This window comes from Vogesella mureinivorans, assembly GCF_007644035.1.
GTDB classification, from domain to species: domain Bacteria; phylum Pseudomonadota; class Gammaproteobacteria; order Burkholderiales; family Chromobacteriaceae; genus Vogesella; species Vogesella mureinivorans.
Map to the genome: position 1 here is coordinate 239816 of NZ_VMTV02000291.1, position 20003 is coordinate 259818.

Here is a 20003-nt window from a genome sequence, read left to right on the forward strand (position 1 = left end):
CGCAAACATCCGAAAACGCGATTGTACCGTGTTGCACTGCAAATACGAGGCGCTACGCGGCAAAAGGTTGGCCGCACGGCCTGCTGCGGCTTCTATGAAACGGCCAGAATGCAGTACAATCGCCTGTTTTTCCGAATCTTTACCAGACGAGCATCCATGTCCGCCGAACTGACCCGTATTGCCGAAGAAGTTGCGCAGCGCCGCACCTTCGCCATCATCTCCCACCCTGACGCCGGTAAAACCACGCTGACCGAAAAGCTGTTGCTGTTTTCGGGCGCCATCCAGATGGCGGGTACGGTAAAAGGCAAGAAGGGCGGCAAGTTTGCCACCTCCGACTGGATGGAGATCGAAAAGCAGCGCGGCATTTCGGTGGCGTCGTCGGTGATGCAGTTCGACTACCGCGACCACACGGTAAACCTGCTGGACACCCCGGGCCACCAGGACTTCTCGGAAGATACCTACCGCGTACTGACCGCGGTGGATAGCGCACTGATGGTGATCGACGCGGCCAAGGGCGTGGAAGAGCAAACCATCAAACTGCTGAACGTCTGCCGCCTGCGCAGCACCCCTATCGTCACCTTCATGAACAAGTACGACCGTGAAGTGCGCGATAGCCTGGAGCTGCTGGACGAGGTGGAAAGCGTGCTGAAGATCCGCTGCGCGCCCATCACCTGGCCTATCGGCATGGGCAAGGCCTTCCGCGGCGTGTACAGCCTGCTGTCCGACGAAGTCATCCTGTTTGAAGCCGGTAGCGAAAAGCTGATTACCGATATCGAGGTGATCAAGGGCATCGACAACCCGCGCCTGGACGAGCTGTTCCCGCTGGAAATGGCCCAGCTGCGCATGGAGATCGAGCTGGTACAAGGCGCCTCCAACGAGTGGAACCTGGAAGAATTCCTGGCCGGCGAGCTGACCCCGGTGTTCTTTGGCTCGGCCATCAATAACTTCGGCATCCGCGAGATCCTGGACGCGCTGATCAACTGGGCCCCGGCCCCGCAGCTGCGCGACGCCACCGTGCGCGATGTAGCACCGACCGAGGGCAAGTTCTCCGGCTTTGTGTTCAAGATCCAGGCCAATATGGACCCGAAACACCGCGACCGCATCGCCTTCCTGCGCGTGTGCTCCGGCCGCTTCGAGCGTGGCATGAAGATGAAACACCTGCGTCTGAACCGTGACATCGCCGCCTCGTCGGTGGTCACGTTCATGTCGCACGACCGCGAAATCGTGGAAGAAGCCTTTGCCGGCGACATCATCGGCATCCCCAACCACGGCAATATCCAGATCGGCGACAGCTTCTCCGAGGGCGAAGAGCTGACCTTTACCGGCATTCCGTTCTTTGCCCCGGAAATGTTCCGCAGCGTGCGCATCAAGAACCCGCTGAAGCTCAAGCAGCTACAAAAAGGCCTGCAACAGCTGGGCGAAGAAGGCGCGGTACAGGTGTTCAAGCCGCACAACGGTGGCGACCTGATCCTGGGCGCCGTGGGCGTGCTGCAGTTTGAAGTGGTAGCCAGCCGCCTGGCCGCCGAATACGGCGTGGACGCGGTGTTCGAATCGTGCAGCATCTGGTCGGCCCGCTGGTTCAGCTGCAACGACCGCAAGAAGCTGGAAGAATTCGGCAACGCGCTGACCATGAACATTGCCACCGACGCCGGCGGCAACCTGGCCTACCTGGCACCGAACCGCGTGAACCTGGCACTGACGCAGGAACGCTGGCCGGACATCGTGTTCCACGAAACCCGTGAACACGCTGTAAAACTGAACGACTGATGCCGGTAAACCTGCCCATGCCCGCCTGGCTCGCCCCCATCCTGCAAGCTTACGGTGCCGACCTGCTGCGCTCGGCCGTACTGGTGCTGGTATTGCTGCTGGTTCAGGCCAGCATCGTGCGGGCCATTGCGGCCAACCCGCAGGTACCGGTAGACACCCGCCGGCGCTGGACGATCAATATGCGCAACGCCATGATCGTTATCGGCCTGGCGGGCTTCGTGATTATCTGGGCGCGCGAGCTGCAAACCATCGCGCTGTCCATGGTGGCCTTTGCCGCGGCGCTGGTGGTGGCCACCAAGGAGCTGCTGATGTGCCTGGGCGGCGGCCTGGTGCGCTCCATTTCCAATAGCTACGAGCTGGGCGACATTATCGAGATGCAGGGCATGCGCGGGCGGGTGCAGGACATCACCATGCTCAGCACCACCATTATCGAAATTGGCCCGCGCCACGACTCGCACCAGCTCACCGGCAAGTCGGTCAGCTTTCCCAACAGCCTGCTGCTGACCCACCCGGTAGTGCGTGAAAACTTTACCGGCGACTACGTGATGCACATCATCACCATCCCGCTGCCCTACCGCATCGCCCCTGCCTACGCCGAGCGGCAGCTGCAGGAGATTGCCAGCGATGTGTGCGCACCGTGGCTGGGCGACGCTCGCCACCATATGGCCATGCTGGAGCACAAACTGATGATGGACACACCGTCGGTAGAGCCGCGCATCGCCCTGCAGCCTGCATCAGAAAAAGAATACCGCCTGATCGTACGCATCGCCGTACCGCAGCGCGAACGCCAGCGTGCCGAGCAGGCCATCCTGCGCCGCTTCATGTTTGCCTGCTTCCCGGAAACCGATAACAACAAGATTGCCGACGCAGACTAAACCATGCCCAAGACCCGGATCAAAACCTACGACCGCATCGTTCAGGAAAGCCTGAGCCTGTTCAACGAGCACGGCGAGCGCAATATCACCACCAACCACATTGCCGCGCATCTGGGGATCAGCCCGGGCAACCTGTACTATCACTTCCGCAATAAAGAAGAGATCGTGCACCAGATTTTCCTGAGCTACCGCCGTTTCATCAGCGAGCGCCTGGCCGTACCGGCAGACCGGCAGATGGACGTGGCCGACCTGGTGAACTACCTGGAAACCGCGTTCGAGGCCATGTGGCAGTTCCGCTTCATGTTCTACGACCTGCCCGGCCTGATGGCACGCAACCCGCAGCTGCAGGCCGACTACCACCAGTTTGTGAATGGCGAGCTGCAAACCATCCTGGAAAGCCACTTCCGCGAGTTCATCCGCCTGGGCCTGCTGAAAATGGACCTGGAAGACATCGAGCCGGTATCGGTCAACATCTGGCTGGTGGTGAAGTTCTGGTTTGCCTTCGAGCAAACCGCCCGCCCGAAAGCCCCGATCAACGAGGCCTCCGGCCACCGTGGCGTACGCCAGGTACTGGCCCTGCTGAAGCCGTATGTGCAGGCCGACTTTCTGCCGGCATTCCAGCAGCTGGTAGCGCGCCACCATACCGAAAACTGAGATCGGCACGGCCGCGTCAAGGTTGGCCGCAAACGGCAAAACAACACCCCCGCCTGCTTGCGCAGTGCGGGGGTTTTTTGTTTTGCTTGATTTACCAGCCACGCAACATCAGCCAGCCGGCGCGCTGCTGCCGCGCGCCAGCAGCTTGCCCTGCAGCACCACAATGCGCGGGCTGCGCTCGGGGTCGTCCAGCCGCTCCAGCAACATGGCCATGGCAGCACGGCCGATTTCGCCTACCGGCTGCTCGATCACCGTCAGGCCATCGCCCAGCAGCTCGGTCCACACATCGTTATCAAAACCGGCCAGCGCCACGTCTTGCGGCCACTGCAAACCGGCCGATTTCAGCGCGCGCACCGCGCCCAGCATCAGCACGCCGTTACTCACCACCAGCGCACGCGGGCGCTGCGGTGCGGCCAACATGGTCCGCACCGCCTGCTCTGCCGCCTCCACACTGGGCGCCACAAACTGCGCCGGCGCCGGCAGGCCCGCCAGCTGCATGGCCTCGACAAAGCCGGCGTGGCGTTCCATGCCGGTGCTGCTGGTATTGCCAAACACGCCAGCAATATCGCGGTAGCCCTGCGCCAGCAGGTGGTCCACCAGCGCGGCAGCAGCGCGGCGGTTATCCAGCACCACGGCATCGGTTATCACGTCGCGGCTAGCGCGGTCGATCATCACCACAGGAAAGCCCAGCGCCACCGGGTCCAGGCTGGCCACGGTCTGGCGCGTGGGGGCAAAAATCACCCCGGTGACGCGCTCTTCCTGCATCAGGCGCAGGTACATGGCTTCTTTGTCGGGGTTTTCGTCGGTATTGCACAGGATGACGCGCATGCCGTTGCGGTAGGCCTCGTCTTCCACCGCGCGGCTGACGGCGGTAAAGAAGGGGTTGCGGATGTCGGACACAATCAGCCCGATGGTATCGGTGTGCTGCGAGCGCAAGCGGCGTGCCGCCATATTGGGGCGGTAGTCCAGCTTGCGCATGGCGTCTTCTACCCGCTTGCGCACCTTGTCGCTTACCGGGCCGTTACACAGCACCCGCGAAACGGTGGACGGGGATACCCCTGCTGCTGCTGCCACATCCTTGATCTTTGCCACTTGCTTGCTCCGGAATCGATTTCATGCGGCCAACCTTGGGCCTGTGCAATCTTGTGGTGAAATGTTACCACCAAAACTGAGAGAAATATTGACACAAAAAGTGGGATCGATTTCAATTGATAACCAGCGCAGAGCAAAATAAACCGGAGACAGCACCCCATGAGTACCCAGATCATCCGCGCCGAGCTGATTCAGCTTGGCGCCCAGGCACAGGAAAAAACCAGCGCAATCAAGGCTGCCGGCCAGCTGCTGGCAAAAGCCGGCCGCATCGACCCCGCCTACATCGATAGCCTGCTGCGCCGCGAAACCGTTGCCAATACTTTCCTGGGCCACGGCGTGGCCATTCCGCACGGCATGATCGAAGACCGCCACCTGATTCGCGAAACCGGCATTGCCATCCTGCAGCTGCCGCAGGGGGTGGAATGGAACCCGGGCCAGCACGTACACCTGGTGATTGCCATTGCCGCCCAGTCTGACGAACACATCGCCCTGCTGCGCCGCCTTACCCGCCTGCTGCAAGACGAAGCCCGCCTGGCCCAGCTGTTTGCCACCGGCAATGCGCAAGACCTGATTGCCGCGCTGGAAGACAGCGCCACCGCGCCTGCCGCCCCGGCAGCCCCGGCCACCGACCTGGCGCACAGCGCCAGCTGGCAGCTGAACTACCCCAACGGCCTGCACGCCCGCCCGGCCCGCGCCTGGAGCGAGCAAGCACGCCGCTTTGCCGCCACCGTACAAGTACGCAACGGCAACGACGTAGCCGACGCCAAAAACCTGATCAGCCTGCTGCAACTGGGCGCCGAACACGGCCACACCCTGCAGCTTTCCACCGACGGCCCGGACGCCGACGCCGCACTGCAAGCCATGCTGGCCATCGCCAACCAGCTCACCACCCAGGAAGTAGCCGACGCCCAGGCCGCGGCCAAAGCCGCGGCCAAGGCCAACCGCCAGCACTGGCAAGCCCCCGGCAAGCTGCTGGCCCTGCGCGGCATTAGCGCCAGCCCCGGCCTGGTGATTGGCCAGGCACGTGTGCTGAAAGCCCAGCAGATCGAGGTACCGGACGTACCCGGCACCCTGGGCTACGACGGCGACCTGCTGGAAACCGCGCTCAGCACCACCCGTAGCGAGCTGCAAGCGCTGGCCGACGACACCAGCCGCCGCCTGGGCAAAACCGAAGGCGGCATCTTCCTGGCGCAGGCCGAGCTGCTGTCCGACACCGACCTCATCACCCTGACCTGCCAGCTGATGGTAGAAGGCCACGGCGTGGCCTGGGCCTGGCACGAAGCCGTGCAGCGCATGGCAGACCGCCTGGGCGCACTGGGCAACCCGCTGCTGGCCGCCCGCGCCGCCGACCTGCGCGACGCTGGCCGCCGCGTACTGGCCAAACTGGCACCGGACCTGGCACTGGACGCCGGCAAAGGCGCGCAGCGCGACAACGAAGTACTGATCGCCGCTGACCTGGCCCCGTCCGACACCGCCACGCTCGACCCCAAACAAACGCTGGCGCTGATTACCGCGCAGGGCGGCCCAACCTCGCACACCGCCATTCTGGCCCGCACGCTGGACCTGCCTGCCGTGGTAGCCGCCGGCAGCGCGGTGCTGGATATCCAGGACGGCACCACGCTGATCGTGGATGGTGATAGCGGCACCGTATACCTGAACGCCGGCGAGGCCGACCTGGCCAGCGCCCGCCAATGGCAGCAAGCGCAGCGTGACAAGCTGCTGCAAGCCACGCGCGAGGCCCAGCAGCCCGCCCGCACCGCCGACGGCCACCAGGTAGAAGTGGCGGCCAACGTTAACCGCCCGGAACAAGTGGCCGCCGCGCTGCAAGCCGGTGCCGAAGGCGTGGGCCTGATGCGTACCGAATTCCTGTTCCTGGAACGCGACAGCGCGCCGGACGAAGAAGAGCAATACCAGACCTACCGCGCCATGTTGGCCGCACTGGACGGCCGCCCGCTGGTGATCCGCACGCTGGACATCGGCGGCGACAAGCAGGTGCCCTACCTGCACCTGCCGCACGAAGAAAACCCCTTCCTGGGGGTACGCGGCGTGCGCCTGCTGCTGCGCCGCCCAGACCTGATGCTGCCGCAGCTGCGCGCGCTGTACCGCGCCGCCGCCCACGGCCCGCTGTCCATCATGTTCCCGATGGTGAGCACCCTGGCCGAGGTCAAACTGCTGCGCGCCCAGTGCGAGCAAGTGCGCGCCGAGCTGAACGCACCGGTAGTACCGCTGGGCATCATGGTAGAAGTACCGGCCGCCGCCACCATGGCGGACCGCCTGGCCGAGCACGTGGACTTCTTCTCGGTCGGCACCAACGACCTGACCCAGTACGTGCTGGCCATCGACCGCCAGCACCCGGAGCTGGCCGCCGAAGCCGACAGCCTGCACCCGGCCGTACTGCGCCTGATCGCCCAGACCGTGGCCGGTGCCCAGGCCCATGGCCGCTGGGTAGGCGTATGCGGCGGCATGGCGGGCGACCCGCTGGGCGCGGCCATCCTCACCGGCCTGGGCGTAGCCGAGCTATCGATGAGCCCGCGTGACATCCCGGCCGCCAAGGCCAGCGTACGCGCCGCCAGCCTGGCTGCCCTGCAGCAGCTGGCCCAGGCCGCACTGGCGTGCGATAGCGCCGCCGAAGTCCGCGCCTTGCAGGGGGCGCAGGCATGAGCCAGCCCGTTATCACCCTGACGCTAAACCCGGCGCTGGACCAGACCGTTACCGTACCCGCACTGCACCCCGGCGCGGTGAACCTGGCCAGCGAGGTGCACATCAACGCCGGCGGCAAAGGCGTGAATGTGGCCAGCTGCCTGGCCGACTGGGGCGTACCGGTGGTGGCCAGCGGCCTGCTGGGCCGCGACAACGCCACGCCGTTTGAAGACCTGTTTGCCGACAAAGGCATCCGCGACGCCTTTATCCGCGTAGGCGGTAGCACGCGCACCAATATCAAACTGGTGGACGCCAGCACACTGGACACCACCGATATCAACCTGCCGGGCATCCAGCCCAGCACCGGCGCGCTGGCCAAGCTGCAGCTGCTGCTGGACGAACACATCGAGCAAGACAGCCTGGCCGTACTGGCCGGCAGCCTGCCCGCCAGCGTGGATGAAGGCTGCTGGGCCCAGCTGGCCCGCCAGCTGAAGGCACTGGGTGCCAAGGTCATTCTGGATACCAGCGGCCCGGCACTGCAGCAGGCGCTCAGCCTGCCCCCCGACGCGCTGCCCTGGCTGATCAAGCCGAACCAGCACGAGCTGGAACAATACCTGGGCCACGCCCTGCCCGATGTTGCCGCCGTAGCACAAGCGGCCCGCACGCTGCAGGCACGTGGCATTGCCGTGGTGGTGGTATCGCTGGGCAGTGCTGGCGCGCTGCTGTGCTGCGAACAGGGCTGCTGGTTGGCCGCACCGCTACGGCTGGACAGCCTGAAAAGCACGGTAGGCGCCGGTGACGCGCTGGTTGCCGGCCTGGTGGCTGCGCTGCACGGCACCGCCCCCGGCCAGCCCTATGCGTGGCCAGACGTGCTACGCCTGGGCATGGCCTTTGCCGCTGCCAAGCTGGCCCACATCGGCCCGCACCTGCCGGACACCAGCGAGGTAGCCCGCCTGCAAGCGCGTATCGAGGTAAGCCCCCTGACCCCATAACAACAGCGCCGCGCAGCGGCACCGGATGCACGACCAGAAAAGCCCGCACAGCGGCACATAGAGGAGATTCACCATGTCAAACGTACTGGCCATCATTGCCTGCCCGCAGCGGCTGGCACAAGGGCAGCTGGCCGCCGAGGCCCTGCGCAAGGCCGCGCAGCAAGCCGGCCACCAGATTGCTATCGAAATCCGCCACGCACAAAGCGTGCAAGGCCGGCTGGACGACGCCCAGCTGGCGGCGGCCGATGCGGTTATCGTGATTGCCGAAGGCGATGCCGACACCGGCCGCCTGAACGGCCGCGCCAGCCATGCGGCCAACCTGGACGCCGTACTGACCAACGCCGGCGCCGTGATCAGCGCAGCACTGGGCGCCGCCCCGGCTGCCGCAGCAGCCAGCAGCGGCAAGCTGCGCATCGTCGGCATTACGTCTTGCCCCACCGGTATTGCCCATACCTTTATGGCAGCCGAAGGCCTGAGCCAGGCCGCGGCCAACCTGGGCCACGAGATCAAGGTAGAAACCCAGGGCTCGGTAGGTTCGCAAAACACCCTGACCGCCGCCGAGATTGCTGCTGCGGACCTGGTGATCATCGCCGCCGACACCCAGGTCAACCTGGACCGTTTCACCGGCAAGCGCCTGTACAGCAGCGGCACCAAGGCTGCCATCAACGATGGTATTGCCCTGGTAAAACGCGCCCAGGCCGAAGCCCGCCCGCACCAGGCCGGTGGCGATGCCCAGCCACAGGCTGCGGCCAACCCTGACAGCAAAAACAGCGAGCGCAGCGCCGCCTACAAACACCTGATGACCGGCGTGTCCTTCATGCTGCCGTTTGTGGTGACCGGCGGCCTGCTGATTGCACTGGGTTTTGCGCTGGGTGGCATCTACGTGTACGAAGACGCCTTCAAGGGCACGCTGGGCTGGACGCTGTTCAATATCGGCGCCAAGGCCTCGTTTGCGCTGATGGTGCCGATTCTGGCTGGCTACATCGCCTACTCCATTGCCGATCGCCCAGGCATTGCCCCCGGCATGGCCGGCGGCATGATCGCCAGCTCTATCGGTTCCGGCTTTCTGGGTGGCATCGTGGCGGGCTTTATCGCCGGCTATGCGGTGAAATACCTGAACGAGAAAATCCAGCTGGGCCGTAATTTCGACGGCCTGAAGCCGGTGCTGATCCTGCCGCTGCTGGGCACCACCATCGTCGGCCTGCTGATGTACTACGTACTGGGGCAGCCGGTAGCGGCGGCGCTGGGCGTGGTCACCGACTGGCTCAAAGGCCTGCAGGGTTCCAGCGCACTGGCACTGGGCATGATTCTGGGCGGCATGATGGCCTTCGACATGGGCGGCCCGATCAACAAGGCAGCCTACACCTTTGCCACCGGCCTGCTGGCCAGCCAGGTGTACGCCCCGATGGCCGCCGTGATGGCCGCCGGCATGACCCCGCCACTGGGTATTGCCCTGGCTGCCCTGCTGTTCAAGAACCGCTTTAGCGCGGACGAGCGCGAAGGCGCCAAGGCTGCCGGCGTACTGGGGATTTCCTTCATTACCGAAGGCGCCATCCCGTTTGCCGCCAAAGACCCGCTGCGCGTGATCCCGGCGCTGGTAGCCGGCTCCGCCCTGGCTGGCGCTATCTCCATGGCCGCTGGCTGCGAGCTGCGCGTGCCGCACGGTGGCGTGTTTGTGCTGCCTATCCCCAACGCCGTAACCAACCTGGGCATGTACCTGGTAGCCCTGGTAGCCGGCACCGTACTGACCGCCGTGGCGCTGGGCCTGGTGAAAAAACCGGCCAACTAGGCATTACCGTTTTCTCTCCCTGGAATCTGCCAGGATTTTGCGACCAGCCCCTGGACCGGGCTGGTCTTTTTTTATGCCGCCGGGCAGCCACGGCCACGCAACAGGCGCGCAGGCAGGCTATGCGCCTGCATCGTCTTTCTGTGCCTCATTGCGTAATACCAGCGCCCGCCCGGCAAACAGGCCACCGGCCAGCTCCAGATCAAAGCGGTCGGTGTCACGCCGGCGTACCTCGCCCATGATGTCGTCGGCCTCTTCCACCGTGGCGCCAGTCGCCAGCACCGCCTCGCGCCCCAGCAACATGGCCGACTCGAAGGTCTCGCGCACAAAGAAATCGGCCCCGGCCTGGGCTAGCTCGATAGCATGCTCACGGTCGAAGGCCCGCACCAGAATGCGCGCCTGCGGGCAGGCCTGCTTGGCCAGCTCGGCAATATGCGTGGCAGCGGCACGGTCGTTGATGCATACCAGCACGGCACTGGCAGTGTGCGCCCCGGCAGCATGCAGCACGTCGGCGCGGCTACCATCGCCGTAGTAGACCTTGAAGCCGTAAGCCTGTGCATCGCGAATAACCTGGGTATCGTTATCGATAATGGTCAGCGAAGCACCACGCGCCAGCACGCCCTGGCTGGCGATCTGCCCGACCCGGCCAAAACCCACGATAAGCACATTGGCCGTGCGCTCGGCTACCGCCTCCACCCCTGCCATCGAGGCCACGGCCTGACGGGCAAAGCGCTTATGCAGCAGCACCATCAGCGGCGTAAGCGCCATGGACAGCACCACAATGGCGGTCATATTGGCATTGACTACCGGGTCGATCACCCCGGCTGCCAGCGCCGCCGAAAACAACACAAAGGCAAACTCGCCCCCTTGTGCCATCAGCACCGCCCGATCCAGCGCGTCGGCGTGCGAGCTTTTCGCCAGCCGCGCCACGCCGTAGATACACAGCGCCTTGACCACCATCAGCGATAACACACCGGACGCAATAAGCTGCCAGTTGCGCGCCACCACCGCCAGGTCCAGCGACATGCCCACACCCAGAAAGAACAGACCCAGCAACAGGCCGCGGAAAGGCTCGATATCGGCTTCCAGCTGGTGGCGAAAGGTAGATTCCGACAGCAGCACGCCGGCCAGAAACGCCCCCATTGCCATGGACAGCCCGCCCAACTGCATCAGCAGCGCCGAACCCAGCACCACCAATAGCGCAGCGGCCGTCATCACCTCGCGCGCCTTGGCATTGGCAAGCACGCGAAACAGCGGGTTCAGCAACCACAGCCCCACGGCCACCAGCACGCCAATCGCTGCTACTGCCGTGCCTACCGCCACCCAGCGCTGGCTGGCCGATGCGGCCAACTCGCCGGCAGCCTGCGGCGCCATGAAGGCCACCAGTGCCAGCAGCGGCACGATCAGCAGGTCTTCGAACAGCAAGATGGCCACGATTTTCTGGCCACGCGGCGCCGCCACATCGCCACGCTCGCCCAGCAGCTGCATCACGATAGCGGTAGACGTCAGCACAAAGCCCATGGCACTAATGAAAGACACCGGCCACGAAAAACCGAACGCCACCCCCACCAGCGTCAGCAGCAAGCCGCACACCACCCCCTGCAGGCTGCCCAGGCCGAAAATGGTACGGCGCAAGCTCCACAGATGCGAGGGCCGCATCTCCAGCCCGATAACAAACAGGAACATCACCACGCCCAGCTCGGCGATATGCAAAATACCCTGCGGGTCGGTAAACAGCCCGGCCCCGAACGGGCCGATGGCCAGGCCCGCAACCAGATAACCCAGCACCGCCCCCAGCCCGATACGTTTGAACAAGGGCACAGCCACCACAGCCGCGCCCAATAGGCTTACTACCTGAATCAGGCTACCCGCGCCTCCCTCCATGGCCATGGCGCTCAGCTCCTCGACAGTTGCCATGCCGCGATGACGGCAATAGCCGCCGGCACGGCAAACACGATGAGCAGAATCGGCAATTCCTGGCGCACGGTATAGCCCGCGTGCGTGACACCCACCCACATATTGATCAGCGCCACCACCAGCCACGCCGGGATAAACACCTTGCTAGCCAGTACCATACCGGCCGCACTGGCACCCCACAGCCAGCCGAACATCACAAACACCACCAGCAGCAAAACACCACCGCCCATCACCATCGCCATGTGCATCACATTTCTCCCTGTTTACTGAATGAAGCGGCCAACATGCAGCATCAGCGCGCCAGCTTGCGGTAAAAATCCAGCCCGGCACGCAAATGCGGGGCAAGCGGTATACCGCGCCGCAGCATCTCGTCCAGCGCTGCCTGCTCGATTTCCATCACGTAGCTGCGCTTGGTCGCTACCAGGCGGGTGGGCGCCAGCCCCAGCGCCAGCATGTCGCGCCCGCCGTACCACTTGGCCGGGTCGGCGTGCCCGGCCGGGTAGGCCTTACCCCCTTGCTCCACCTGCCAGCCACCATCCAGCAGTGTCCAAAAACGGTCTGCACCCCGCTCGCTACTGGCGACAAGCGCGCCAGGCGCTACCGCCCACTCGCGCGAATGGTCGATAACCCATTGCAGCTGTTCGCGGCTCATGTCGCGAAACATCGGGGTCTTGGCCAGCAGGTTGAGATAGGTGACAGAAGCCGTCATGCCCGGCCCCGGCGGAACAGCTTGCGAATGGGCGCAAGCGGGCAACAAACCCACCGCCAGCGCCCCGGCGCCCAAAGCCAGCACACTGCGCCGCGGCACGGCAGGGCAATGCGCCTCCCTGTTCGATGCAGCCGGATACTCCTGCAGCCATGGCTCGCCAACGGTACTGGCATCTTGGCCGGACACCCGCATATTGGCGCCCGGCTCGCCTGAACAGGGCGCGTCTTGCGTGAATTGCATAACGGCACGCCGTAGTAAGCTGGAAAAAATCCTATCCACACAATGTCCTTTCAATATAAAATAGTAGGCAATGGTAAAATGGCCTTATATTTAAACCAAATTTCCAAAAAAACCCACAAGCACCCACCACCTTGCAACAGCAGGCGCGGCACCATCGCCAAGCGGCCACCATCACAACACACCCCACCGCACTGCCATGCCAGCACAGCACAGCGCAGCAGCCACCCCGAAACATGCGCGGCCAGGCCGCCATGGGTAATGAGCGCGCATGGCATGCTAGAAACAATCAACAGCGCCCGTCAAGAAGAGACACCAAAGGCCAGCCGACACGCACCCTGCATTTGACACCCCCCACCCGACCGCCCAGCCAAACACACAAAGCCGGCAGCAAGCACGCAGACTACTGATGCAGATTAAGACTGCCGCCGCTTTGCACGCCTACACTGAGCTGGCGCCATTCATGCTTGGCCGCCCAAAAAACGGATACCCCATGAGCCGACACACCTGGCCGATAGCCAGCATCTGCAGCTACCCCGCCTGCCTGCAGCAGGAGCATATCCCCGCTTGCTGCCTGCAGCAGTTTCGCCAGCCTGCGGTCGATACCAATAACGCAGCCTGCCTGGCGGCGCTGGTCAACCACCTGCAAACCGAACAAGCGCGCAGCCAGGTAGCGCTGTTTGACGGTGACCTGATCAAAGCCTACCTGCTAAGCGAAATCAGCAGCCGCCACCCGGTAGCCCAGGCGCGCCACGGCCTGGCGGCCGAAGACTATGCGTTTTCCAATATCCATTCACTGGCCGAAGCCACCGGCTACCCGCGCGAAACCGTGCGCCGCAAGATACTGCAGCTGATCGAGGCGGGCTGGGTAACACGGCTGCCCAATGGCGGCCTGCTGGTCAACCATGAAAAACAGGCCAGCTACCACCAGCTGTTGCTGGCCCAGGCTGGCCTGATTACGCGCACGGCAGAAAAGCTCAAGGCATTGCAGGCTGCGGCACGCGAGGGTGGCGCATAAGCTCGCCCAGCGCCTGGGCCGACAGCGGCCGGTGCAGATAGAAACCCTGCACCTGGTTGCAACCCATGGCTTGCAGTACGGCCAGCTGATCGGCCTCCTCTACCCCTTCCGCAATCACCACCAGCGACAGCTCGTGCGCCATGGCAATAATGGCCGCCGTGACCTTGCGCGCCCGCTCGTCGTGGGTAAGCCGCGCCACAAACGAGCGGTCCAGCTTGAGCCGGTCAAACGGGTAGCTGTGCAGATAGGACAAGCTGGAATAACCGGTACCAAAATCATCGATGGCAATACGGTAGCCACTGGCCTGCAGCTGCTGCATGCGCGCCTGGGCGGCATCGTGGTTGCCCAGTACGGCGCCTTCGGTAATTTCCAGCACCAGCATGGCGGGCTGCAGCCCGGCCTCGTGCACCAGCATGGCCATGTCATCCACGAAATGCGGGCTGTCGAACTCGGCCGCTGACACATTCAGCGATAGCTGCAAGGGCAGGCCTTCGTCGTGCCAGGCACGCACCGCCGCCAGCGCCTTGCGCCGCACCAGGCGCTCCAGCCCCGGCAGCAGGCCGGCCGCCTCGGCCACCGGCAAAAACGCCGCCGGCGACACCATGCCGCCTGCCTGCGGCCAACGTACCAAGGCTTCGACACAGACAATCTGCCCGCCATCGGTATTCACGATGGGCTGAAAGTACGGCAACAGCACATCAGCAGCAATGGCCTCGCGCAGCCGGGCTTCCAGCTCCAGCTCCTGGCGGTAGCGCGGCACGTGTTGCTCACTGTAAAAACGCACGCCGCCGCGCTGGCGCAGCTTGGCTTGCTCCAGCGCCATATCGGCCGCCTTCAGCAGCTCGCCGGCGTCTTCCGCGTCGTCCGGAAACAGCGCCACGCCCATGGAGCCGCCCACCACCAGCCGGCTGCTGCCTGCGCCTTCCAGCGGCGCCAACAGCGCCTGGCGCAGCTTTTCCAGCACGCCGGGCAGCTGATGCGGCTCGGCGGCATCCTCTACCACAATGGCAAACTCGTCACCGCCCACACGGGCCACGGTCCAGCCCTCGCCCAGGCTATCGAGCAGGCGGCGGCCAAACTGCGACAACACGCGGTCGCCACTGCCATGACCCCAGGTTTCATTGATCAGCTTGAAATGGTCCAACCCCACCAGCACCAGGGCCAAGGGCTGCTGGCTGAACTGCGCCCGGCGCAGGGCTTGCTCCAGCCGGTCGGCCAGCAGCACACGGTTGGGCAGATTGGTCAGCGAGTCGTACTGCGCCAGCCACTGCATGCGCGCCTGCATCTGGTGGCGCTCGCTGACATCGCGCACGATGGCAGCCACGCCGCCCGTTGGCAGCGGGCTCAGGGTAATTTGCACCAGCACCTCACTGCCATCCCGGCGCACCCCGCGTAGCGTAGGGCGGTGGCCCATGCTGCGCCCCACAGGGTTGGCCGCATAGCCGCCCGCCACGTGGCGGTGTGCGGCACGCAGCGGCTGCGGAATCAGCACATCCACACACTGGCCGGTGAGCTCATCCACGCCATAGCCAAACATGCTGGCCCCCTGCTCGTTTACCGCCAGTATCTGCATCTGCGCGTTCACCACCAGCACGCCATCGGTAGAGGCGGCAAACAGCAGCCGGTAGCGCGACTCGGAATAGTCAGCCGCATCCAGCATGCGGTTGATCTCTTGCCCCAGCAGCACCAGCTCTTGCGGGCCTACCGGCTCGATACGCAGGCTGGCTTCGCCCTGCCCCACACGCAGTACAAAACCGGATAGCTGGCGAATACTGCGCAGCAGATAGCGGGCAAACAGCCAGCCCGCCGCTACCGCCAGCAGGATCGCGGCCAACATGCCCAGCATCAGCGGCAGCCCCTGGCGCAATAGCTGGGCACGCACGGCTGCGTAGGGCACGCTCACCGCTACGTGCCACGGGGCGTTATCCAGCTGGCGCTGCACGCTCAGACTATCCGCCGGGTCGCCAGCACCATACTGCTGCAAGGTCGCACCGGCAGTGCTGTAGACGCGCCACGCCAGGCCATCGGGCAGCCCGCTTTGCAAGGCGGGGCTGGCCAGGTCTTGCAAATCCAGCGGCAGGACAAGCTGCCCGCGCAGCTGCCCGGCAGGCCCCCATATCGGGTGCGACACCACCACCACGCGGCGGCGTGAAATCGGCGCCTGCATAGGCTCACTGACGGCAAGGTGGCGCTGGGCCAGCAAGCCGGCCAGCTCGGGCAGCTGGCGCACCCGCAAGCGCGCCGCGCCATCCACCGGCCGTACCGAGCACACCACCTGGCCCGCGGCATTCAGCGTTACCGCATTACTGAAGCCATACGCCCCCAGCAGAAAGTGCTGCATATCACCCGGTGGGCAGCGGCGGGCATCCAGCGCCTGCACCCAAGAGGTAGCCGCCAGCGCGGCGGCGACGCGCTGCCCCTGGCGCAGCTGGCCATCGAGCAGCCTTTGCTGCTGCAACGCCAGGGCGTCCAGCTGCTGGCGCACGGCAGCCTGCTGGGCCTGCCAGCCGCTATGCAGCAGCCAGCCCAGGCCCAGTGCCACCGGCAGCAACACCGCCAGCAGGGTACGTACTATGTGCTGCGAAACCGTCATCTACCAACCTGTAGAACAGTAGGGAATCAGCGATTGTGACGCAGGCACATTTCATCGAAACAACACGGCCACCCAATTTGGGCAATACAAAAGGCAAGCTGCCTGAGCCATGCGGCCAAGCTGCCCGTGCGGGCACCATGGCAACGTGGCCAGCGTGCAAGCCAGCCACGGCACGTACGCAGCCAGCCATGCAAAAGCCCGCGCTGGCATGGCGCGGGCTTTTGCATGCATTGGGCAAGGCGGCCAAGCAGGCACGCCTTACTGCGCACGGCAGCTAGCTGCTTTGCAGGCCGTACTTTTTTACCTTGTCGAACAGCGTGGTTTTGGGCGTACCCAGCGCGGCGCTGGCCTGGGTCATATTGCCGCCGTGGCGGCGCAGTGCCTCCACGATCAGGCTTTTTTCGTAGGCCTCTACCGCGTCGGACAGGCTGTGGTTCACGCTTTCGCCGCCACTACCCTTAAATACCGGCAGGCCCAGGGCAAAGCGCTCGGCTACGTTACGCAGCTCGCGCACATTACCGGGCCAGTCGTGCGCCATCAGCTGGCTCTGGGTTTTGCGGTCCAGCCCGCTGGGCTCGCGGTCGAAGCGCAGCGCGGCTTGCTGCAAAAAGCAGTCGAACAGCAGCGGGATATCCTCGCGCCGCTCGCGCAGCGGCGGCAGCTCCAGCGTGACCACGTTCAGCCGGTAGTAAAAGTCGGAGCGAAACTTGCCCTGCTGCGACAGCGCGTCCAGGTCGTCTTTGGTGGCGGCGATCAGGCGGCAGTCCACCGGTACCGACTGGTTGCTGCCCAGGCGTTCCAGCTTGTGCTCTTGCAGCACGCGCAGCAGCTTGATCTGCAGGTTGATCGGCATGGACTCTACTTCGTCCAGAAACAGCGTGCCTTTGTTGGCGTGCTCTATCTTGCCGATACGGCGCTTGCCGGCGCCGGTAAAGGCATTGGCCTCGTGGCCGAAGATTTCGCTTTCGAACAGGTTTTCCGGCAGGCCACCGCAGTTGATGGCCACGTACTGGTGGTCTTTGCGGCGGCTGAAATCGTGCAGGCAGCTGGCCACCAGCTCTTTACCGGTACCGGTTTCGCCGTTGATCAGCACGTTGGCCGCGGTATCGGCCACGTTCAGCAGCAGCTCGCGCAGGCGGCGTATGCCATCAGAGCGCCCGATAATGCGCTGCTCCAGCGACTGGCGGCCGTCCAGCTGGCGGCGCAGGCTGGCCACCTCCAGGGCAAGGCGGCGCTGCGCCAGCGCACGGCGCGCCACGTCTACCAGCTTTTCCGGCGAGAACGGCTTTTCCACAAAATCGTAGGCGCCGTCTTTCATGGCCTGCACCGCCATGGCCACGTCGCCGTGGCCGGTAATCAGCACCACCGGCAGCTGGCGGTCGGCCTGCAGCAGGCGGTCCATCAGCGTGAGCCCGTCCATGCCGGGCAGGCGGATATCGCTGATGACAATGCCGGGCACCATGCCGGCTTCGATTTTCTGCAGCGCCAGCTCGGCACTGGCGCAGCCCACTACCGGAATGTCTTCCAGCAGCAGCGCCTGCTGACAGCCCAGCAGCACGTGCGGGTCGTCCTCGACAAACAATACGGTCAGGTCATCATGCATGGTGTGCGTCCTCCCCTGCGTACAGGGGCAAGGTAAGGGTAAATTCGGCACCACCGCTGGCCGAGGCGCCGGCCCTGAGCGCGCCATCGGCGGCGGCGGCCAGGCTGGCCGACAGCGTGAGCCCCAGGCCCAGGCCACGGTCTGCAGGCTTGGTGGTAAAAAACGGTTCGAACAAATGCTGCATCACGTGCTGCGGCAGGCCGCAGCCATTGTCGCTAACAGCCAGCGCGTAGCGGCTGCCCTCTGCCTGGCCGCGCAGCACGATGGTGGGCTCGGCGCGGCCTTGCAGCGCGTCCATGGCGTTGGCCAGCAGGTTCACCAGAATCTGCTCCAGCCGCGTCTGGTCAATGGCCAGCTCGACATCCTCTAGCTGGTTGATAACGGTCACCGGCTCGCGGCTTAGCCGCGGGTGCAGCAAAAACAGCGCGGCGTCCACGCCTGCGGCCAACCTGGCGCGGCCACCGGCGTGCTCGGAGCGGCGCGCAAAGGAGCGCAGCGAGGCGGTGATCTTGCCCATACGCTCTACCAGCTCGCCAATGGTTTGCAGGTTGGCCGCAGCCACATCGTAAGCACCGCGCTGCATGAATTTCACCGTATTGCCCGACAGCGTGCGCAGCGCAGCCAGCGGCTGGTTCAGCTCGTGGGCAATGCTGGTGGACATCTGGCCGATCACGGCCAGCTTGCCGGCCTGGATCAGCTCGTTCTGGGTTTTGCGCAGGCTTTGCTCGGCCAGCTCGCGCTCGCGGATTTCGGCACGCAGGCGGTCGTTACTGGATTTCAGGTCGGCGGTGCGTTCGGTAATCCGACGCTCCAGCTCGCTATTGGCTTCTTCCAGCGCCTCGCGCGCCGCCAGCTTGGTGGCCAGCGCCTTGCGCCGCTCGTTCATGGCAATAATCAGCAGGGTAAGAAACGCCACGATGGCCGCCGATAGCAGGGCATGCGTTAGCGCTGCGCTGCGCACATCGTTTAGCGGGCTGAGCATGGTGAGCTGCCAGCGCGTGTCGTTCAGGGTGCGCGACTGCACCAGGTAGCGGTGCACGCGCAGCGGGTTGGCCGCATCGCCCACGCCCCACTGCTCCACGCCAGGCGATAGCGTGACGCGCTCGGCCAGGCTCAGGATGGGCAATGGCGACCAGTGATACTGCAGGCTGCGCGCCAGCTGCTCGCGCCGCTCGGCGCTAATGGGGTGTAGCGCACGCAGGTACCAGTCCGGGTTGGTAGACAGGATCACCACGCCGTTTTCGTCGGTGACCAGCGCGTTGGAATTAGCCTTGCGCCAGCCCTGCTCCAGCTGGCTTAGCCGTACCTTGGCCACAGCCACGCCGATAATGCGGTCGCCTATGCGCAGGGGGCTGGACAAGTAGTAGCCCGGCTCGCCGGACATGCTGTCCAGGCCATAAAACTGGCCCTGCCCACCGGCCATGGCTTCCACGAAATACGGCCGCTGCGACATGTCTTCACCCACCGAGCTATCGTGGCGCCGCCAGTTGCTGGCGGCCAACACGCGCCCGCTGCCGTCCAGCACAAACAGCGCCAGCGTGCCGCTGCGCGTGCTCATGCCGTCCAGGTATTCGTTGACCTCGCGCCGCAGCGTGGAAAAATTATCTACTTCGGTGCGGATGCCGGGGTTGTCCTGCTGCAGCAGCTGGCGGGTGGCGGTATGCAGGCCCAGCAGGCGCGGCAGCCAGATATAGCGCTCGATTTCACTCTCTACCCCGCGCGCGTGCAGCTCCAGCTGGCGGTTGCCGCTTTCGCGCAGTGCCTCGGTGCCGGCACGAAACGAAATGCGGTACGTCATCAGGCTAAACAGCAGCACCAATAGCAGCAGCACGCTGACCCAGACCAGCGGCTTGCGTATTCGGGAGGTAATCATGTCGAGAAATAGCCGGAGCATGTGCAGAGATCCAAGCGTTCTATCACACCCTGCAGCCAGCGGCCAGATCGCGCAGTAAGGAAGGAGAAGATGGGCCGTGAACCGCCCCGCAGCTGTCACCGCTGCGAGGCGGCCCGACGACGTCCGGTCGTTGCCGGATTATGGTTTTGCTCTATCCCGAGGTGTTTTTATCGGCCGCATTCGGGTCACGGCTCGGGCTTATATAAGCAGATTGCAGGCCAGGTTT

The 20003-nt window shown here is 64.6% G+C and carries 14 protein-coding genes; 7 read left to right on the plus strand and 7 right to left on the minus strand.

What is annotated here, in order from left to right; genetic code table 11:
* The first annotated feature begins 156 nt into the window (after positions 1–156).
* The 3 genes from FLQ44_RS09565 to FLQ44_RS09575 are packed head-to-tail and all read left to right on the plus strand — an operon-like array spanning position 157 to position 3296.
* Entirely contained in the window at positions 157–1767 is a 1611-nt protein-coding gene (locus FLQ44_RS09565; RefSeq protein ID WP_147694202.1) for a peptide chain release factor 3, read from the plus strand.
* Positions 1767–2642, plus strand: a complete 876-nt coding sequence (locus FLQ44_RS09570) for a mechanosensitive ion channel domain-containing protein (protein WP_147694203.1) — start codon at positions 1767–1769, stop codon at positions 2640–2642. The genes FLQ44_RS09565 and FLQ44_RS09570 overlap by 1 nt, the downstream gene beginning before the upstream one ends.
* A 3-nt stretch (positions 2643–2645) precedes the next feature.
* Positions 2646–3296, plus strand: a complete 651-nt coding sequence (locus FLQ44_RS09575) for a TetR/AcrR family transcriptional regulator (protein WP_147694204.1) — start codon at positions 2646–2648, stop codon at positions 3294–3296.
* A gap of 108 nt (positions 3297–3404) precedes the next feature.
* On the opposite strand, the gene FLQ44_RS09580 is transcribed toward FLQ44_RS09575, so the two are convergent.
* The gene (locus FLQ44_RS09580; RefSeq protein WP_147694205.1) at positions 3405–4388 is read right to left on the minus strand and encodes a LacI family DNA-binding transcriptional regulator; all 984 of its coding nucleotides are present in this window, start codon (positions 4386–4388) and stop codon (positions 3405–3407) included.
* 159 nt (positions 4389–4547) lie between these two features.
* On the opposite strand from FLQ44_RS09580, the gene ptsP reads away from it, so the two are divergent.
* The 3 genes from ptsP to FLQ44_RS09595 all read left to right on the plus strand — a co-directional run bounded on the left by ptsP (position 4548) and on the right by FLQ44_RS09595 (position 9809).
* Positions 4548–7049 (plus strand): phosphoenolpyruvate--protein phosphotransferase, encoded by a 2502-nt coding sequence (gene ptsP, locus FLQ44_RS09585; RefSeq protein ID WP_147694206.1) that lies wholly within the window; start codon positions 4548–4550, stop codon positions 7047–7049.
* Positions 7046–8020: a 1-phosphofructokinase gene (pfkB, locus tag FLQ44_RS09590; protein WP_147694207.1), complete on the plus strand. Its 975-nt coding sequence runs from the start codon at positions 7046–7048 to the stop codon at positions 8018–8020. Before ptsP ends, pfkB begins: the two co-directional genes overlap by 4 nt.
* A 73-nt stretch (positions 8021–8093) precedes the next feature.
* A complete protein-coding gene (locus tag FLQ44_RS09595; RefSeq protein WP_147694208.1) occupies positions 8094–9809 on the plus strand; it encodes a PTS fructose transporter subunit IIC in 1716 nt (571 codons plus the stop codon).
* Between the two features lie 117 nt (positions 9810–9926).
* On the opposite strand, the gene FLQ44_RS09600 is transcribed toward FLQ44_RS09595, so the two are convergent.
* From FLQ44_RS09600 to FLQ44_RS09610, 3 genes are read right to left on the minus strand one after another with little or no spacing between them, the layout of a single operon-like run.
* The gene (locus FLQ44_RS09600; RefSeq protein WP_240801231.1) at positions 9927–11723 is read right to left on the minus strand and encodes a monovalent cation:proton antiporter-2 (CPA2) family protein; all 1797 of its coding nucleotides are present in this window, start codon (positions 11721–11723) and stop codon (positions 9927–9929) included.
* Positions 11702–11971 (minus strand): hypothetical protein, encoded by a 270-nt coding sequence (locus tag FLQ44_RS09605; RefSeq protein ID WP_147694210.1) that lies wholly within the window; start codon positions 11969–11971, stop codon positions 11702–11704. The genes FLQ44_RS09600 and FLQ44_RS09605 overlap by 22 nt, the downstream gene beginning before the upstream one ends.
* Positions 11972–12015: 44 nt before the next feature.
* Positions 12016–12432: a hypothetical protein gene (locus FLQ44_RS09610; protein WP_147694211.1), complete on the minus strand. Its 417-nt coding sequence runs from the start codon at positions 12430–12432 to the stop codon at positions 12016–12018.
* A gap of 730 nt (positions 12433–13162) precedes the next feature.
* Here FLQ44_RS09610 and FLQ44_RS09615 point away from each other — a divergent pair.
* Positions 13163–13687 carry a helix-turn-helix domain-containing protein gene (locus FLQ44_RS09615; RefSeq protein WP_206208780.1) on the plus strand — a complete coding sequence of 175 codons (525 nt, stop codon included), beginning with the start codon at positions 13163–13165 and terminating at the stop codon, positions 13685–13687.
* Here FLQ44_RS09615 and FLQ44_RS09620 read toward each other — a convergent pair.
* The 3 genes from FLQ44_RS09620 to FLQ44_RS09630 all read right to left on the minus strand — a co-directional run bounded on the left by FLQ44_RS09620 (position 13647) and on the right by FLQ44_RS09630 (position 19777).
* Complete coding sequence (locus FLQ44_RS09620) at positions 13647–16280, minus strand: bifunctional diguanylate cyclase/phosphodiesterase (protein ID WP_147694212.1); 2634 nt, start codon at positions 16278–16280, stop codon at positions 13647–13649. The genes FLQ44_RS09615 and FLQ44_RS09620 overlap by 41 nt on opposite strands.
* A 274-nt stretch (positions 16281–16554) precedes the next feature.
* Entirely contained in the window at positions 16555–17883 is a 1329-nt protein-coding gene (gene aauR / locus FLQ44_RS09625) for a two-component response regulator AauR (RefSeq protein WP_147694213.1), read from the minus strand.
* A complete protein-coding gene (locus FLQ44_RS09630; RefSeq protein WP_206208781.1) occupies positions 17876–19777 on the minus strand; it encodes a sensor histidine kinase in 1902 nt (633 codons plus the stop codon). The genes aauR and FLQ44_RS09630 overlap by 8 nt, the downstream gene beginning before the upstream one ends.
* Positions 19778–20003 lie beyond the last annotated feature (226 nt).

Coding starts and splice junctions, on each gene's coding strand:
- FLQ44_RS09565 (WP_147694202.1), top strand. CDS start 157: ATGTCCGCCGAACTGACCCGTATTGCCGAAGAAGTTGCGCAGCGCCGC.
- FLQ44_RS09570 (WP_147694203.1), top strand. CDS start 1,767: ATGCCGGTAAACCTGCCCATGCCCGCCTGGCTCGCCCCCATCCTGCAA.
- FLQ44_RS09575 (WP_147694204.1), top strand. CDS start 2,646: ATGCCCAAGACCCGGATCAAAACCTACGACCGCATCGTTCAGGAAAGC.
- ptsP (WP_147694206.1), top strand. CDS start 4,548: ATGAGTACCCAGATCATCCGCGCCGAGCTGATTCAGCTTGGCGCCCAG.
- pfkB (WP_147694207.1), top strand. CDS start 7,046: ATGAGCCAGCCCGTTATCACCCTGACGCTAAACCCGGCGCTGGACCAG.
- FLQ44_RS09595 (WP_147694208.1), top strand. CDS start 8,094: ATGTCAAACGTACTGGCCATCATTGCCTGCCCGCAGCGGCTGGCACAA.
- FLQ44_RS09600 (WP_240801231.1), bottom strand. CDS start 11,723: ATGGCAACTGTCGAGGAGCTGAGCGCCATGGCCATGGAGGGAGGCGCG.
- FLQ44_RS09605 (WP_147694210.1), bottom strand. CDS start 11,971: ATGCACATGGCGATGGTGATGGGCGGTGGTGTTTTGCTGCTGGTGGTG.
- FLQ44_RS09610 (WP_147694211.1), bottom strand. CDS start 12,432: ATGACGGCTTCTGTCACCTATCTCAACCTGCTGGCCAAGACCCCGATG.
- FLQ44_RS09615 (WP_206208780.1), top strand. CDS start 13,163: ATGAGCCGACACACCTGGCCGATAGCCAGCATCTGCAGCTACCCCGCC.
- FLQ44_RS09620 (WP_147694212.1), bottom strand. CDS start 16,280: ATGACGGTTTCGCAGCACATAGTACGTACCCTGCTGGCGGTGTTGCTG.
- aauR (WP_147694213.1), bottom strand. CDS start 17,883: ATGCATGATGACCTGACCGTATTGTTTGTCGAGGACGACCCGCACGTG.
- FLQ44_RS09630 (WP_206208781.1), bottom strand. CDS start 19,777: ATGCTCCGGCTATTTCTCGACATGATTACCTCCCGAATACGCAAGCCG.